This is a genomic window from Flavobacterium sp., from assembly GCF_036782315.1.
Taxonomy (GTDB): Bacteria; Bacteroidota; Bacteroidia; order Flavobacteriales; family Flavobacteriaceae; genus Flavobacterium.
Genome location: NZ_DAIPZK010000002.1, coordinates 201884 through 216581 on the forward strand (window position 1 = coordinate 201884; position 14698 = coordinate 216581).

Consider the following 14698-nt stretch of genomic DNA (forward strand, 5'->3'; position numbering starts at 1 on the left):
CCTTCAAATGTTAAAAAAAATAAAAAACACAAAAATGCTGTAACATTTAACAAATGTTGAAGTCTACTAAACACAATCATCAATCATTTTAATAAAAACAAACAAATGAAATTAAAACTAATTATTACCTGTTTTTTGTGTGCTATGTCTTTTGGTTTTGCACAAAATTCAGGAAGCATTAAAGGAAAGGTAATTGACAAGAAAACTAATGAAGCATTGCCTTATGTTAACATTACAATAAAAGACAATGGAAAGATAATTACTGGAGCTGTAACATCAGAAGACGGAAATTTCACTATCAATAAATTAGCCCTACAAAAATTTACAGTTGAAATTCAATATATTGGCTTTACTACAGTAGTTAAAAATATTGATTTAACTACAGATGCTAACCAAAACTTAGGAATAATAACTATTTCAGAAGATGTTGCAGAATTAAAAGATGTTGAAGTGGTAGCAGAACGTTCAAACATGGTGCAAAAAATCGACAGAAAAGTAATCAACGTAGGAAAAGATTTAATTGCTTCAGGAACTACTGCTTCTGAGATTATGAATAACATTCCCACAGTTAGCATTGATCCTCAAACAAAAGAAATTAGTATGAGAGGTAACAGTAATGTACGTGTGCTTATCGACGGAAAACCTTCAAATGTTTCTGTAGAGCAATTATTACAACAAATTCCTTCGGCTTCAATTAAGCAAATTGAGTTGATTACCAATCCATCGGCTAAATACAATCCAGAGGGAATGAGCGGAATCATCAACATTATTTTACATAAAAATTCTCAAGATGGTTTTAATGGTTCATTAAATACGGGCGTAACTTTTGGAATTACACCAAAAACAAATTCCGCTTTAAACATGAATTACCGTGTGGGGAAAGTGAATTTTTATTCCAATTATGGTTTTAATCACGGAATAAATGCTAATCATGGGTTTATAGATAGCGAAAGAACGAATCAAGAGAATCGTCAAGATTTTAATTTTAGTAATAAAAACAGTTCTCATTTATTAAAATTTGGAATGGATTATTACATCAATGACAAAAACACGTTATCGGCTTACACTAATCAAAGTTTCACTTATGGTAGTGGCGATGGAGCAACGGTTGTAATATATGATGACCCAGTTTCAAACAGAAACACCAATCAGCTTTTTAATAGTCGAAGTAATAATAAAAACCAAACCTACGATATGGTTTTTAAACATGATTTTGAAAAGAAAGGAGAGAATTTAGAACTTCAATTAAACTATTCTCATACAGTAAATGATGAGAACACCACTTATGACGAAACGGTGTATAATCCTACTGTAAATTATGACAGAACTAACATAGTTAATGGAACTACCGATTATTTTCAATTTAATGCCGATTACATCAATCCTTTAACAGAAAGCTCTAAATTAGAATTGGGTGTTGAAACGAGAATTCAAAATTCAGGTAATCGTTTTAATGATATTAATCCAAGCTTTACTAGTGCAAATAATTCGTTTGAATTTGGAAGAAATATATATTCTGCTTATGCCAATTTAGGAAAACAAATTGGAAAATGGAGTGGTCAAGTTGGTGTTCGTTTGGAATATTTCAACTTAGATGCCGATTTTGCAATAAATGAAACAAATCCAAGTTTTAATGATGCACAAAAAATTTCAGACGACTTGTTTACAGCTTATCCATCAGCATTTTTAACTTATACAGCTAACGATAAAAATTCATTTAATTTCAATTATTCAAGACGTGTTGACCGACCAAGTATTGGACAAATTAGCCCAATTAGAGAATGGACAACACCATTAGTTGAATCAAGAGGAAATCCAGGTTTAGTTCCACAATTTACCAATTCGTTTGAAGTAAATTACACAAGAACTACAAAAATTGGTTCTATTACAAGTGGAATATTCTACAGAAGTATTTCTGATGAAATTTCTAGAACGGTTTTCAATGATCCAAACAATCCAAATCGTAATATTTTATCATACGCCAATTTTGCAAACAATGACGCATTTGGAATTGAAGCTTCAGCAAATTTAAAATTCACCAAATGGTGGGCGGTTAATGCTAGTTCTGATGCATATTTTAAAACTGCAAAAGGAACCGTACAAAATGCAAACACAAATGCGTTAGAAAATGCCGAAGTAGATGTTGTTACTTTTAACACAAGAATTAATAACACTTTTACCGCAACTAAAGATTTACGTTTTCAATTATTTGGAATGTATAGAGGAATAGATAAAGGTTTACAATACGACAGAAAACCCATGTATAAAATGGATTTTGGAGCAACTTATAACATCTTAAAAGGTAAAGGAACTATAACAGCTCGTTACAACGATGTATTTGAAAACATGCGTTTTGCATTTGATGGAAATATTCCATACAGACAACATGGAGCATTTTATTGGGAAAGTCAAACATTCTATGTAGGATTCAACTACATGTTTGGTGGTGGAAAAAACAGAGCTTTAGCAAGAAAACAAAGAGATGCAAATGAAACACAAGGCGGTGGCGGAATGTTCTAGACCCAATTAACCTTCATAAAAAGAAATTTAAAAACTATAAAAAAGCGCTCTTAGATTTTCAGAGCGCTTTTTTTATTTTCTTTTGTAAAAAACATAATCTGTTATCAAAGGTTTTAATCCTAAACTCTTTAATTCTGAATTAATTTGCGCTCTATGATAATTGGAATGATTAATAACGTGAAACAATAAATCTTGAATTGAATTTGAATAATTTTCACCTGTAGATGTTACATAATCCACAATTACATCTAACTCTTTAGATTCTAATATTGAAACAGAAACTTCATGATTATTTTTATCAATGTTCATCATTTGCTCCCAATTTTGCAATTGCCAAACTCCAAACTGAGTAGGAACTTTTAAAATACGTGTATTCCAAATTTCATGTGCATTTAAAATATGAGAAACTAAAATATGTATCTTTTCATTTAATTCCTTTTGATGCTCAACTAAATATTGAATCATCTGTTGATTTTTATCCAAATTATATTGGAATTTATCTAAATAAAATGTTCTCATTACCATCTAATTATTGCGCTTCCCCAAGTAAATCCAGAACCAAAAGCAGCTAAAACCACTAAATCTCCCGATTTAATTTTACCTTGTTCCCAAGCTTCTGTTAATGCAATTGGAATTGATGCCGCCGTGGTATTACCATATTTTTGAATGTTATTAAATACTTGGTCATCTTTTAAACGGAATTTTTGTTGAATGAATTGCGAAATTCTCAAATTCGCCTGATGAGGCACTAGTAGATTAATATCTGAAACTTGTAAATTATTCGCTTGTAAACCTTCGTTAATAACTTCGCTAAAACGAACTACTGCATTTTTAAACACAAATTGTCCGTTCATATAAGGAAAATAACTTTCATCATTTGGATCATTATCTGCAATGATATCGGTTACCCAACGTTTTCCCATTCCTGGAGCAATTAAAGACAACTCCTCTGCATGTTGTCCTTCCGAATGCAAATGCGTTGATAAAATTCCTTTAGATAAATCTTCTTCTCTTGAAAGCACTGCTGCTCCTGCTCCATCACCAAAAATTACCGAAACACCTCTACCTCGAGTAGTCATATCTAAACCAGTAGAATGCAATTCTGAACCTATAACTAAAACATTTTTATACATTCCCGTTTTGATGTATTGATCAGCAATTGAAATTGCATACACAAATCCCGAACATTGATTACGAACATCTAAAGCACCAACGGTTCTTAAACCTAAATCGCGTTGTACTAAAACACCTGGTCCTGGAAAATAATAATCGGGACTCAACGTAGCGAAAATAACAAAATCGATGTCTTCTTTAGCAAGTCCTGAACGCTCAATGGCAATTTTAGCGGCTTTAACACCCATTGTAGTAGTCGTATCTTCCCCTCGGATTACATGGCGACGTTCTTGAATTCCTGTTCGTTCTTGAATCCATTCGTCATTGGTTTCCATTATTTTTGATAAGTCGTCATTGGTTACAATATTATTGGGCACATAATAACCTAATCCTGATATTTTTGAGTGGTACATATATTTCGAATTTACATTTTGTTAAAGCAAAAATACTAATTTTAATTGTCTCTATTAGACATAAAAAAGTCCAACCTAAAACAAGTTGGACTTGATAACATTTCTACTATTAATTTGTCTGATCATCAACGGTTGCATCTGGAGCATTCTTCATTACAGAAGCAATTCCATTATCTCTAGCAGTTGTACTTTCATACATTTCGCTAGTTCCAATAATTTGACCATTTGTAGCTTTTAGATTAAAATATGGTTTTCCATTTTTAGCCTCTAACTTATCAAAACGTGCTTCGATTTGAGAGTTTTTCTTTACCGATTCAATTCCATTTAAACAAGCTGCTTTTGTAGTATAACCTTCACTACCTAAGATTTCTTGACCATTACTTGCTTTTAAGCTAAATTGAAATTCTCCATTTTTTCTGGTTGTAATTACAAATTTTCCCATGAACTCTAATTTTAAATATTAAGAAATTATTTATAAGAGGGCACATAAAGTTACAAAAAAAATTAACATATAATTAAAAAATTATACCATCTAAAAATTTAATTTTAGGCAAAATATTCAAACTAACCATCATGAAATTAAGACTGCTATCAGTTGTTGTGTTCTTAGGTACTTTTTTCAGTACTTCAGCACAAGAAAATGTTACGTATCAAAAACCTTCACCAGAAATCCTTGCACTAGCGGATTACGAAAGAGCACCATCTGTAAGTATGGATACGAAAAAAGAGTACATGCTTTTAAGTTATCGAAACACTTACAAAACATTAGACGATTTGAATCAAACCGAAATGAAATTAGGCGGATTACGCATTAATCCTGTTACCAATATTTCAAGCACAGTTACTTACATTAACAATTTGAAGATTAGAAAAATCAAAGAAAAAAACGAAATTCAAGTTAGTGGATTACCCGCAAATGCCAGAATTACCAACATTGCGTGGTCGCCAAACGAAAAGAAAATCGCTTTTACTAACACAACAAACCAAGGCGTTGAACTTTGGGTAATTGATGTAGTAACAGCAAGTGCTAAAAAACTAACTTCTGATAATTTAAATGCAAATTTAGGAAGCCCTTTTAATTGGATGAAGGACAATGAAACTTTATTGGTAAAAATGTTACCAAAAAATCGACCTGCTTTAATCGATAGTAACAAAGATGTTCCTAAAGGTCCAACAGTATCAACTAGTGATGGCTCAAAATCTCAAAACAGAACTTTTCAAGATTTGTTAAAAAACAAAACAGATGAAGCTAATTTTGATGTATTAGTAACTTCAGAATTATATAAAGTTAATCTTGCTGGAAATACAACTTTATTTAAAACGGCTGACATTTATGCGGGAGAAAGTTTCTCTCCAGATGGCAACTATTTAATGGTTACAACAATCCAAAAACCGTATTCTTACATTGTACCCATGAGTCGTTTCCCTCAAAAAACTACAGTTTATGATGTAAATGGAAAAGAAATTAAAGTAGTAAATGAAGTGCCGTTAACGGAAATCATGCCAAAAGGTTTTTCATCTGTAAGAAAAGGAAAAAGAAGCATGGGATGGAGAGCAGACAAACCCGCTACTTTATATTTTGTAGAAGCATTAGATGGTGGTGATCAAGCGGTAAAAGTAGATTTTAGAGATGAAGTTTTCTTATGGGAAGCACCTTTTACATCAAATCCAACCAGCTTAATTAAAACACAACAACGTTATGCAGGAATTATGTGGGCAAATGATAATATTGCGATTGTAGCGGATTCTTGGTATGATACCAGAAACACAAAAGCGTATTTATTTAACCCTTCAAATTTATCAGTTGCTCCAAAAATTATTGAAGATAGAAATTCGCAAGACATTTATTCTGATCCCGGAAATTTCGAAATGAAGAAGAATACATTCGGAAGATATGTCATTGCAATTGAAAACAACAAAGGGTATTTAATGGGTGCTGGACACACAAAAGAAGGACAATTTCCTTTTATTGATGAGTTTGATTTCAACACCTTGAAAAAAACACGTTTGTATACCTCGAATATGAAAGACAAAAAAGAAGATTTAATGTCAATTGAAGATTTCAAAAAAGGGGAAGTTTTAGTGATGATTCAATCTAAAAATGAATATCCAAATTACTACTTTAGAAACATCAAATCAAAAAACAAATTAACCCCAATTACAACTTTCAAGAATCCATTTGAAAGTATTAAAAACGTTCATAAAGAAGTTATCAAATACAAAAGAAATGATGGAGTTGAACTTTCTGGGACTTTATATTTACCAGTAGGATATGACAAAACTAAAAAAGAGAAATTACCATTATTAATTTGGGCATATCCAGCAGAATACAAAGACAAAAATTCGGCAGGACAAAGTGACAAAAATCCAAATGAATTTACTTTCCCTAGCTACGGGTCTTTTATTTATTGGGTAACTAAAGGGTATGCTGTTTTAGATGATGCTGCTTTCCCAATTATTGGAGAAGGAACTACAGAGCCGAACGACACTTTTATTCCACAATTAGTTGCTAATGCTGAAGCTGCTATTAATGCTGTGGATAAATTAGGTTACATTAACCGTAAAAAAGTAGCAATTGGAGGTCATTCTTATGGTGCTTTTATGACGGCAAACTTATTAACCCACTCTAATTTATTTGCTTGTGGAATTGCTAGAAGTGGTGCTTATAACAGAACCTTAACCCCATTTGGATTTCAAAGCGAGCAACGTAATTACTGGGATGTACCAGAAGTTTATAATACAATGTCGCCTTTTATGAATGCAGAAAAAATGAAAACCCCATTACTATTAGTTCATGGTGAAGCCGATAACAATCCCGGGACTTTTACATTGCAATCAGAGCGCTACTTCCAAGCGTTAAAAGGATTAGGTGGGCCTGCAAGATTAGTAATTTTACCTAAAGAAAGCCATGGCTATGTAGCTAAAGAAAATATTTTACATTTACTATGGGAACAAGATCAGTTCCTAGAGAAATATTTGAAGAATTAGTAAAAAGAATATATAATAAAGAAGATAGACCTTTGAACGATTGTTTGAAGGTCTTTTTTTTACATCCCCCTAGCCCCCTTCGAAGGGGGAACTTAGTCTACTAATCACAATTCAGTTCTTTAATTTTCGCAGATAACTCGCTTAAGACGTGATTACTATAGTTAAATACTTCATCATTTGTAAACCTTAAAAAAACAACTCCTTGTTCTTCTAATTCTCCTTGTCGTTTTGTATCCTCCAAAAAAGAATTATCATGAATAGTTCCATCTAATTCAATTGCTAATCCAATTTCATGACAATAAAAATCCACAATATAATTTAACATTGGAACTTGTCTATGAAATTCTACACCTAGAGATTTACCCTTCACCATTTTCCAAAATACAATTTCAGCTGTTGTACTATTTTTTCTTAATTCCCTAGCTAATTCTTTTAATTTTGGATTGTATGGAATGATTTTATTTCTCTTAATTTCTTTCATAACTTATTATAATCCCCCCTTTGAAGGGGGTTAGGGGGATGTTACACTTTTTTCAAATAAACCATTTCTCCATTCTCCAATAACACATCATTTTCAAAAAACAAAATTTGATTTCCAAATTTGGCTTCTATCAAGTAATGACTTCCTCTGAAATAAGAATTCATAATTTCAACTTTCAAATCAGAATTCAATACAACTTTTAATTCATGCGGATAAACAAATTTAGGTTCACCCTTGATTTCAATTTCGTTGACATCACCAAAAAGTGAAGCTATATATTTATCTTTTGGATTATCGTAAATATAGTTTGGAATACCTCTTTCTATAATTTTTCCATCTTTGATAATTGCTACTTCATCAGCAAAAGCTAAAACATCAGTACTATCGTGAGTAGCCACTATACATGTAATTTTTTGCTGTTTTAAATAACCAAAAAGCTTTCTTCTCAAAGTGTTTTTTCTAAAATTATCAATGTGACTAAAAGGTTCGTCTAATAATAAAACTTCTGGTTCTAAAGCTAAAACTCGGGCTAAAGCCACACGTTGCATTTGGCCACCACTTAAAAACTTAGCTTTCACATTGGCATAATCTGTCATTTCTACGATTTCAAGCAATTCTGCTATTCTTCTTTTTTTCTCTTCGGGATAGAAATTAGAGAGATGTTTTCCTACGTTCTCTGCAACTGTGATGAAAGGCATTAAATCGAAATCCTGAGCCAAATATTTCATAAAAGTCATTCCTGGGATCAAATTAAATTTCGGACCTAAAACCTCAATGTCATTCCAATAAATTTGACCTTCATCTAAATCATATAAGCCATAAATAAGCTTTAGCAAAGTGCTTTTACCGCAACCACTTTCACCAATTAATGCTAAATTTTTTCCTTTAGTTAAAGAAAATGAAACCTTTTTAACAACTGGTTGTTTAAGGTATGAAAAGGAAATAGCATTAACTGACAACATGACAAATTTTTTTTTCAAAATTACAAATAAAAAAGCTGCCCAAATGAGCAGCTTCATTATATTTCAAACATATTCTCATAATTGCCTGATTCTTTTTTAGCATCATTAATCATTTTCTGATTAGCCACAATAGCAAACTCAACTCTTCGATTTAATCGTCTACCTTCTTCCGTATCATTTGATTCTATAGGTTCCGCCTCACCCATACCCACTACAGAAAATCGAGAGGCCATCAAACCTCTTCCTGAAAGATAGGATTTAACAGCAGCTGCTCTTCTTGATGACAACTCTAAATTATAATCTTCTGAACCTTTACTATCTGTATAACCATATATTTTAATATCAGTATCTGCATAATCTTTAAAAACGGGTACTAATTTATCTAGATTTTGTTTTGCAGTTGTTGTTAATGTAGCTTTATTGAATTCAAAATTTACAGAATTTTCTCCTAACACCAAATGAATCCCTTCACCTACTCTTTGCACTTGAGTTCCAGGAAGTGCTGTTTCAATTTCGCGCGCTTGTTTATCCATTTTGTTACCTATTAGGCCCCCAACCGTTCCACCAACAACTCCACCGATTACTGCTCCTAAAGCTGTATTGCCACCTTTACCTAAATTATTTCCTAAAATACCTCCAATAATGGCACCAGAACCAGCACCAATCACAGCTCCTTTTTGAGTATTATTCGCATTTTTTGTTGCTTGACAACTTACCAATGTTGAGGTAAAAACTATTATTACTACCCAACTTAAAACAATATATTTTTTCATAATTTTCATTTTTAATTTAACCTATTAAACTGATAAACTAAAGTAGTTTGCTTACCAGCAACCTCAACAGTGTCTAACAATTGAAATGTATTAGAAGTCAAATTTGCTACTTTTAACACATAACCTTCTTTCACTGATTTAGCTTTTGCATCAGCACCAATAAACTTTAAAACCAAATTTCCTTCTTGATTAACATACCAAGTAATAGCGCTCGAAAACGTTGAACAGCCAACCTTATTTAAAGCCATTTCCCCTTTGTTATTATTTGAAACAAAACGCCAAGTACTTTTTTCAAAACACTGGGAATCGGCAATACCAAAAGAATTAATTTTAATGTATGAAGAAGTTGGATAAGAAACGGAAGTCAATTCCCAATTTCCTTTTAAACCTACTTCTGTCTTGTTGTCTAATTTTGTAGAGGGATTGGATTTACAACATAACATCAAAAAAAACAAACTAACAATAACTATTTTTTTCATAACAAATTGTTTTATAGATGATTATACTTACAAAGATACCACTTCTTGATTGGGAAAATGTTAATTAAAACCCAATTCTTATATCCGACAATTTGTCACTCAACTCATTTTGGTATTTAATTTGAAAGGGAAATAACAACAATAGTTTAACTAAAAAATTTTAAAATATGGCATCAGGAAAAATTAATGTTTCAGTAGAAAACATCTTTCCCTTAATTAAAAAATTCTTGTACAGCGATCACGAAATTTTCTTGCGTGAATTAGTATCGAATGCAACAGACGCTACTTTAAAATTAAAACATTTAACCAGCATTGGTGAGGCAAAAGTTGAGTATGGAAATCCTAAAATAGAAGTTAAAATCGATAAAGAAGGAAAAAAACTGCATATTATCGACCAAGGTTTAGGAATGACAGCCGATGAAGTTGAAAAATACATCAACCAAATCGCGTTCTCTGGAGCAGAAGAATTCTTAGAAAAATATAAAGATTCTGCCAAAGATTCAGGAGTAATTGGTCACTTTGGATTAGGATTTTACTCGGCGTTTATGGTAGCCTCTAAAGTGGAAATCATCACCAAATCATACAAAGACGAACCAGCAGCATATTGGACATGTGATGGTAGTCCAGAATTTACTTTAGTTCCTCATGACAAAACCGAAAGAGGAACCGAAATTATCTTACATATTGCAGATGATTCTGTAGAGTTTTTAGAAGAGTTCAAAATCCGTGAATTGTTGACCAAATACAACAAATTCATGCCAATTCCGATTAAATTCGGAACCAAAAAAGAAGCGCTTCCAAAACCAGAAGATGCTCCAGAAGATTACAAAACAGAATACATTGACGTAGATAACATCATTAACAATCCAAATCCGGCTTGGACAAAACAACCAAGTGATTTATCGGATGAAGATTATAAAAATTTCTATCGTGAATTGTATCCAATGCAATTTGACGAACCATTATTCAACATCCATTTGAATGTAGATTATCCGTTCAACTTAACTGGAATTTTATATTTCCCAAAATTATCTGCGGATTTACAAATTCAGAAAGATAAAATCCAATTGTACCAAAATCAAGTTTTCGTAACTGATAATGTAGAAGGAATTGTTCCTGAATTCTTGATGATGTTAAAAGGTGTGGTGGATTCGCCAGATATTCCATTAAACGTATCGCGTTCGTACTTACAAGCCGATGGTAATGTAAAGAAGATTTCAAATTACATTACTCGTAAAGTAGCGGATAAATTAAAATCGTTATTCAACGAAAACCGTGAAGATTTTCAACAAAAATGGAACGACATCAAAGTGGTATTGGAATATGGTATGCTTTCAGAACCAAAATTCTATGAAAAAGCAGGCGATTTCGTTTTATATCCAACAACAGATGACAAATATTACACGCTAGCAGAATTAAAAGAAGCTATTGCACCAAATCAAACCGACAAAAACGGAAAATTAGTGGTGCTTTATGCATCAAATAAAGACGCACAACATAGTTACATTGATATTGCTAAAGAAAAAGGCTACCAAGTTTTATTGTTAGATTCGCCTATTGTTTCGCATTTGATTCAAAAATTAGAAGCGGATAATGAGAATTTAACTTTTGCTCGTGTAGATGCCGATCATATCGATAAATTAATTCAGAAAGAAGAAGAAACGATTTCTAAATTATCAGATGAAGAAAAAGAAAAACTAAAAACGTCTATTGAAACGGTGGTTCCAAAAGAAAACTATACCGTGCAATTAGAAAATTTAGACAGCAATGCAGCACCATTCATTATTACCCAACCAGAATTCATGCGTAGAATGAAAGAAATGAGTGCGACTAGCGGTGGCGGAATGTTTGGCATGGGCAACTTCCCTGATATGTACAATTTAGTAGTGAATACAAATTCAGAATTAGCGACTACAATTTTAAACAGCTCAGAAGACGCACAAAAAGACTTAGTAAAACAAGCTTTAGATTTAGCGAAACTTTCTCAAGGTTTATTAAAAGGAGAAGAGTTAACAGCTTTTGTGAAGAGAAGTTTTGAAACGTTGAAATAATCCAATTGTCATTCTGAACTTATTTCAGAATCTATTATAAATCCTGACAGGTTTTTGAAACTTGTCAGGATTTATTATATTTGATAATATGAAAGACAAACCTCTACTATATTTTAAAAATCATATTGAATGGCGCAATTGGTTGCATGAAAATCATGAAACACATTCTGGTGTTGAATTAATTTTCTACAAAGTAAATAGCGAAATGGAAAGCATGCGTTGGGAAGAAGCTGTAAAAGTTGCTATTTGTTATGGTTGGATTGATTCAACTGTTCGTAAATTAGATGATGAAAGAAGAAAACAAATGTTTACTCCAAGAAAAGACAAAAGCGTTTGGAGTAAAGTTAATAAGGACTATATTATTGAATTACTGGAAAACGGATTAATGCACGAAAGTGGATTGAGAAAAATTGAAATTGCAAAACAAAATGGTTCTTGGGAAAGTTTAGATGCAGTTGAAAGTTTAGAAATACCTGAAGACTTACAAATTGAATTCAACAAAAATAAAATTGCATTTGAAAATTATACTAATTTCAGTAAAACATATAGAAAAAGTTATTTATATTGGCTTAATCAAGCCAAAAGATTAGAAACTAGACAAAGCAGAATTAGGGAGATTATTTCTTTGTGCGAAAAAAATTTAAAATCAAGATAATCTCATGCTAATAAATCATTTTGAATTCATTCTCTGCGTTTCTAATCAAGAAAAAAGCCGTGACTTTTATCAAATCCTTTTTCAACAAAAGCCTAGTTTAGATGTTCCCGGTATGACGGAATTTACTCTTAACGAATTTGTAAAAATTGGGTTAATGCCAAATGACGGAATTGCAAAAATCATATCACCAGTATTACCTCATCCAACTTCCGGAAACGGAATTCCAAGATGCGAATTGTATCTCCAAGTTGAAAATATTGAATCTATTTTTGAAGAAGTCAAACAAGCTGGCGCAACAGAAATTAGCCCTATTACCTTGAGAGATTGGGGCGATTACGTAGGTTATCTTGCCGACTTTGATGGGCATGTTATTGCATTAGCTTCAAAAAGTATTCGTAACTTTGAGTATTAAACCAAGAAATTATGAAAAATCTAATATTCGAAATCGAGATAAACGCTCCAGCTGATAAAGTTTGGAACGTCATGTGGGAAGAAGAAAATTATAAAAAATGGACTTCCGCTTTTTGCGAAGGTTCATATGCAAAATCTACATGGAAAGAAGGGGAACGCATTCACTTTTTAGATCCAAACGGAAATGGAATGTACAGCGAAATTTCCACTTTAGTACCAAATGAAAAAATGTTTTTTACTCACATTGGAAACATCAAAGATTTTGAAGAACAACCTCTTGATGAGGCTTCTAAATCATGGACAGGTGCGCAAGAAAATTACACTATAATTTCAAATGGAGAAACTTCAAAAGTAGTAGTAACATTAGACATTGTAGATGAATATGCGAACTTCTTTTTAGAATCTTTTCCAAAAGGATTGGCAACCATAAAAGAAATTGCTGAAAATTAAAATCTCATGACATTATCTATTGAAACTCCCGCTTTATTATTCTCAGCAACTTCGTTAATACTATTGGCTTATACAAACCGATTTTTAACAATTGCTCAAATCATCCGAAACCTAAAGAAAAACTACGACGATAATCATAACAAAAGCATTCTTTTAGAAATTAAAAATTTGAATTTACGATTAACATTAATTCGTTACATGCAACTTTTTGGAGTAATGTGTTTGTTCTTATCTGTTTTTGCCATGTTGCTACTTTATGTCAATAAAGAAAATTTAGGTATCTATTTATTTGGAGCAAGTTTACTTTGTTTATTGATTTCTCTAGGAATTTCATTTTGGGAAATTAGTATTTCAGTAAATGCCCTTCGAGTACATTTAAAAGATTTATCTGAAGAAAGTAAAGAGGAAGATTAAACTATTTTGTTTATCTTTAGTCTAATATTCAAAACTTAAATAAATATGAAATCGCCATTAATAAAAAGTTTGCGTACGCAAATACAAATATTAAAAAGGCGATACCATATATTAACCCTAAAAAATAAAATTTAAACATATGAAACTATTTAAAATTTGTTGCTTAATCATAGGTGTCCAACTTGCTTTTGTTTCTTGTAATAAAGAAGAAAACTTGGCAATGGATAGAGAATTAGTAAATGCTTCTGCAATGGTTGACTATTCTAACGAAATAGATTTTAAAACAGGTGTAGATGTTACTAGTGATAATGCGGTTTATTCGGATAGAAATCCAAACACTAACATTATTAATAGTTGTCCAACTGTGACCGTTAACAATACAACTCCTGGAGTTTTTCCTAAAGTATTTACTCTTAATTTTGGAACAGGTTGTATGATTAATGGTGTCAATCGTTCTGGAATATTAACTGTAACGGTTAGTAACTATGTAATGAATTATGGAAGTACCATGACCATTGAAAGAAATAATTACTATATCAATGGAGTAAAAGTTGAAGGTACTGTAGTATATGAAAATACAACAACAAATGCTGCTATCCCACAATGGAATAGAACGATTACAAATGGAAGAATAACAGCTTTAGACGGCACGATTTATAATCATTATGGTACAAGAACCGTAAAACAAATTGCAGGTGTTGCTACATTGGCATTGTTGGATAATATTTACGAAATATCATCAGGAAATCATACCATAGTAAAACCTAATGGAGCTACATTAACCCTTACTGTGGTTACTCCACTAATCAAAAAATATGCTTGTGGTTATATTTCTCAAGGTCAATTGAACTTACAAGGTCAGGTACTTGATGGGATTTTAGACTATGGCGATAATACTTGCGATAACTTAGCAACCTACACCCATTCAAACGGACAAGTTTATAATATCACTCTATAAAATTTAAATCCCGCTCCAAATTAAACGAGC

The 14698-nt window shown here is 31.9% G+C and carries 15 protein-coding genes; 8 read left to right on the forward strand and 7 right to left on the reverse strand.

Annotated features, from left to right (window positions below; translation table 11 throughout):
* The first annotated feature begins 105 nt into the window (after positions 1–105).
* A complete protein-coding gene (locus tag V7P59_RS02750) occupies positions 106–2520 on the forward strand; it encodes a TonB-dependent receptor domain-containing protein (protein WP_333808577.1) in 2415 nt (804 codons plus the stop codon).
* A 72-nt stretch (positions 2521–2592) separates the two neighbouring features.
* Here V7P59_RS02750 and V7P59_RS02755 read toward each other — a convergent pair whose 3' ends face one another.
* From V7P59_RS02755 to V7P59_RS02765, 3 genes are all read right to left on the reverse strand, one after another.
* On the reverse strand, positions 2593–3039 hold the full coding sequence (locus V7P59_RS02755) for a DinB family protein (RefSeq protein ID WP_333808579.1): 447 nt from the start codon (positions 3037–3039) through the stop codon (positions 2593–2595).
* Positions 3039–4046: a 3-oxoacyl-ACP synthase III family protein gene (locus tag V7P59_RS02760; RefSeq protein ID WP_333808581.1), complete on the reverse strand. Its 1008-nt coding sequence runs from the start codon at positions 4044–4046 to the stop codon at positions 3039–3041. The genes V7P59_RS02755 and V7P59_RS02760 overlap by 1 nt, the downstream gene beginning before the upstream one ends.
* Positions 4047–4155: 109 nt before the next feature.
* Positions 4156–4488 carry a YegP family protein gene (locus tag V7P59_RS02765; RefSeq protein WP_333808583.1) on the reverse strand — a complete coding sequence of 111 codons (333 nt, stop codon included), beginning with the start codon at positions 4486–4488 and terminating at the stop codon, positions 4156–4158.
* A 131-nt stretch (positions 4489–4619) separates the two neighbouring features.
* Here V7P59_RS02765 and V7P59_RS02770 point away from each other — a divergent pair, with 131 nt between their 5' ends.
* Complete coding sequence (locus V7P59_RS02770; RefSeq protein ID WP_333808585.1) at positions 4620–7034, forward strand: S9 family peptidase; 2415 nt, start codon at positions 4620–4622, stop codon at positions 7032–7034.
* A gap of 100 nt (positions 7035–7134) precedes the next feature.
* Here the strand turns inward: V7P59_RS02770 and V7P59_RS02775 are convergent, their stop codons facing one another.
* From V7P59_RS02775 to V7P59_RS02790, 4 genes are read right to left on the reverse strand one after another with little or no spacing between them, the layout of a single operon-like run.
* The gene (locus tag V7P59_RS02775) at positions 7135–7515 is read right to left on the reverse strand and encodes an endonuclease domain-containing protein (RefSeq protein WP_333808586.1); all 381 of its coding nucleotides are present in this window, start codon (positions 7513–7515) and stop codon (positions 7135–7137) included.
* A gap of 41 nt (positions 7516–7556) precedes the next feature.
* On the reverse strand, positions 7557–8477 hold the full coding sequence (locus V7P59_RS02780; protein WP_333808589.1) for an ABC transporter ATP-binding protein: 921 nt from the start codon (positions 8475–8477) through the stop codon (positions 7557–7559).
* 56 nt (positions 8478–8533) lie between these two features.
* Positions 8534–9250 carry an OmpA family protein gene (locus V7P59_RS02785; protein WP_333808591.1) on the reverse strand — a complete coding sequence of 239 codons (717 nt, stop codon included), beginning with the start codon at positions 9248–9250 and terminating at the stop codon, positions 8534–8536.
* Between the two features lie 11 nt (positions 9251–9261).
* Positions 9262–9729, reverse strand: a complete 468-nt coding sequence (locus tag V7P59_RS02790) for a lipocalin family protein (RefSeq protein WP_333808593.1) — start codon at positions 9727–9729, stop codon at positions 9262–9264.
* 167 nt (positions 9730–9896) lie between these two features.
* Here V7P59_RS02790 and htpG point away from each other — a divergent pair, with 167 nt between their 5' ends.
* From htpG to V7P59_RS02820, 6 genes are all read left to right on the forward strand, one after another.
* Positions 9897–11780 (forward strand): molecular chaperone HtpG, encoded by a 1884-nt coding sequence (gene htpG, locus V7P59_RS02795; RefSeq protein WP_333808595.1) that lies wholly within the window; start codon positions 9897–9899, stop codon positions 11778–11780.
* An 88-nt stretch (positions 11781–11868) separates the two neighbouring features.
* Complete coding sequence (locus tag V7P59_RS02800; RefSeq protein WP_333808597.1) at positions 11869–12435, forward strand: YdeI/OmpD-associated family protein; 567 nt, start codon at positions 11869–11871, stop codon at positions 12433–12435.
* Between the two features lie 4 nt (positions 12436–12439).
* Positions 12440–12847, forward strand: a complete 408-nt coding sequence (locus V7P59_RS02805) for a VOC family protein (RefSeq protein ID WP_333808599.1) — start codon at positions 12440–12442, stop codon at positions 12845–12847.
* 11 nt (positions 12848–12858) lie between these two features.
* Complete coding sequence (locus V7P59_RS02810) at positions 12859–13296, forward strand: SRPBCC domain-containing protein (protein WP_333808601.1); 438 nt, start codon at positions 12859–12861, stop codon at positions 13294–13296.
* Positions 13297–13302: 6 nt separating this feature from the next.
* Positions 13303–13710 carry a DUF2721 domain-containing protein gene (locus V7P59_RS02815; RefSeq protein WP_333808603.1) on the forward strand — a complete coding sequence of 136 codons (408 nt, stop codon included), beginning with the start codon at positions 13303–13305 and terminating at the stop codon, positions 13708–13710.
* A gap of 139 nt (positions 13711–13849) precedes the next feature.
* A complete protein-coding gene (locus tag V7P59_RS02820; RefSeq protein WP_333808605.1) occupies positions 13850–14668 on the forward strand; it encodes a hypothetical protein in 819 nt (272 codons plus the stop codon).
* Positions 14669–14698: the final 30 nt, after the last annotated feature.

Coding starts and splice junctions, on each gene's coding strand:
- V7P59_RS02750 (WP_333808577.1), top strand. CDS start 106: ATGAAATTAAAACTAATTATTACCTGTTTTTTGTGTGCTATGTCTTTT.
- V7P59_RS02755 (WP_333808579.1), bottom strand. CDS start 3,039: ATGAGAACATTTTATTTAGATAAATTCCAATATAATTTGGATAAAAAT.
- V7P59_RS02760 (WP_333808581.1), bottom strand. CDS start 4,046: ATGTACCACTCAAAAATATCAGGATTAGGTTATTATGTGCCCAATAAT.
- V7P59_RS02765 (WP_333808583.1), bottom strand. CDS start 4,488: ATGGGAAAATTTGTAATTACAACCAGAAAAAATGGAGAATTTCAATTT.
- V7P59_RS02770 (WP_333808585.1), top strand. CDS start 4,620: ATGAAATTAAGACTGCTATCAGTTGTTGTGTTCTTAGGTACTTTTTTC.
- V7P59_RS02775 (WP_333808586.1), bottom strand. CDS start 7,515: ATGAAAGAAATTAAGAGAAATAAAATCATTCCATACAATCCAAAATTA.
- V7P59_RS02780 (WP_333808589.1), bottom strand. CDS start 8,477: ATGTTGTCAGTTAATGCTATTTCCTTTTCATACCTTAAACAACCAGTT.
- V7P59_RS02785 (WP_333808591.1), bottom strand. CDS start 9,250: ATGAAAAAATATATTGTTTTAAGTTGGGTAGTAATAATAGTTTTTACC.
- V7P59_RS02790 (WP_333808593.1), bottom strand. CDS start 9,729: ATGAAAAAAATAGTTATTGTTAGTTTGTTTTTTTTGATGTTATGTTGT.
- htpG (WP_333808595.1), top strand. CDS start 9,897: ATGGCATCAGGAAAAATTAATGTTTCAGTAGAAAACATCTTTCCCTTA.
- V7P59_RS02800 (WP_333808597.1), top strand. CDS start 11,869: ATGAAAGACAAACCTCTACTATATTTTAAAAATCATATTGAATGGCGC.
- V7P59_RS02805 (WP_333808599.1), top strand. CDS start 12,440: ATGCTAATAAATCATTTTGAATTCATTCTCTGCGTTTCTAATCAAGAA.
- V7P59_RS02810 (WP_333808601.1), top strand. CDS start 12,859: ATGAAAAATCTAATATTCGAAATCGAGATAAACGCTCCAGCTGATAAA.
- V7P59_RS02815 (WP_333808603.1), top strand. CDS start 13,303: ATGACATTATCTATTGAAACTCCCGCTTTATTATTCTCAGCAACTTCG.
- V7P59_RS02820 (WP_333808605.1), top strand. CDS start 13,850: ATGAAACTATTTAAAATTTGTTGCTTAATCATAGGTGTCCAACTTGCT.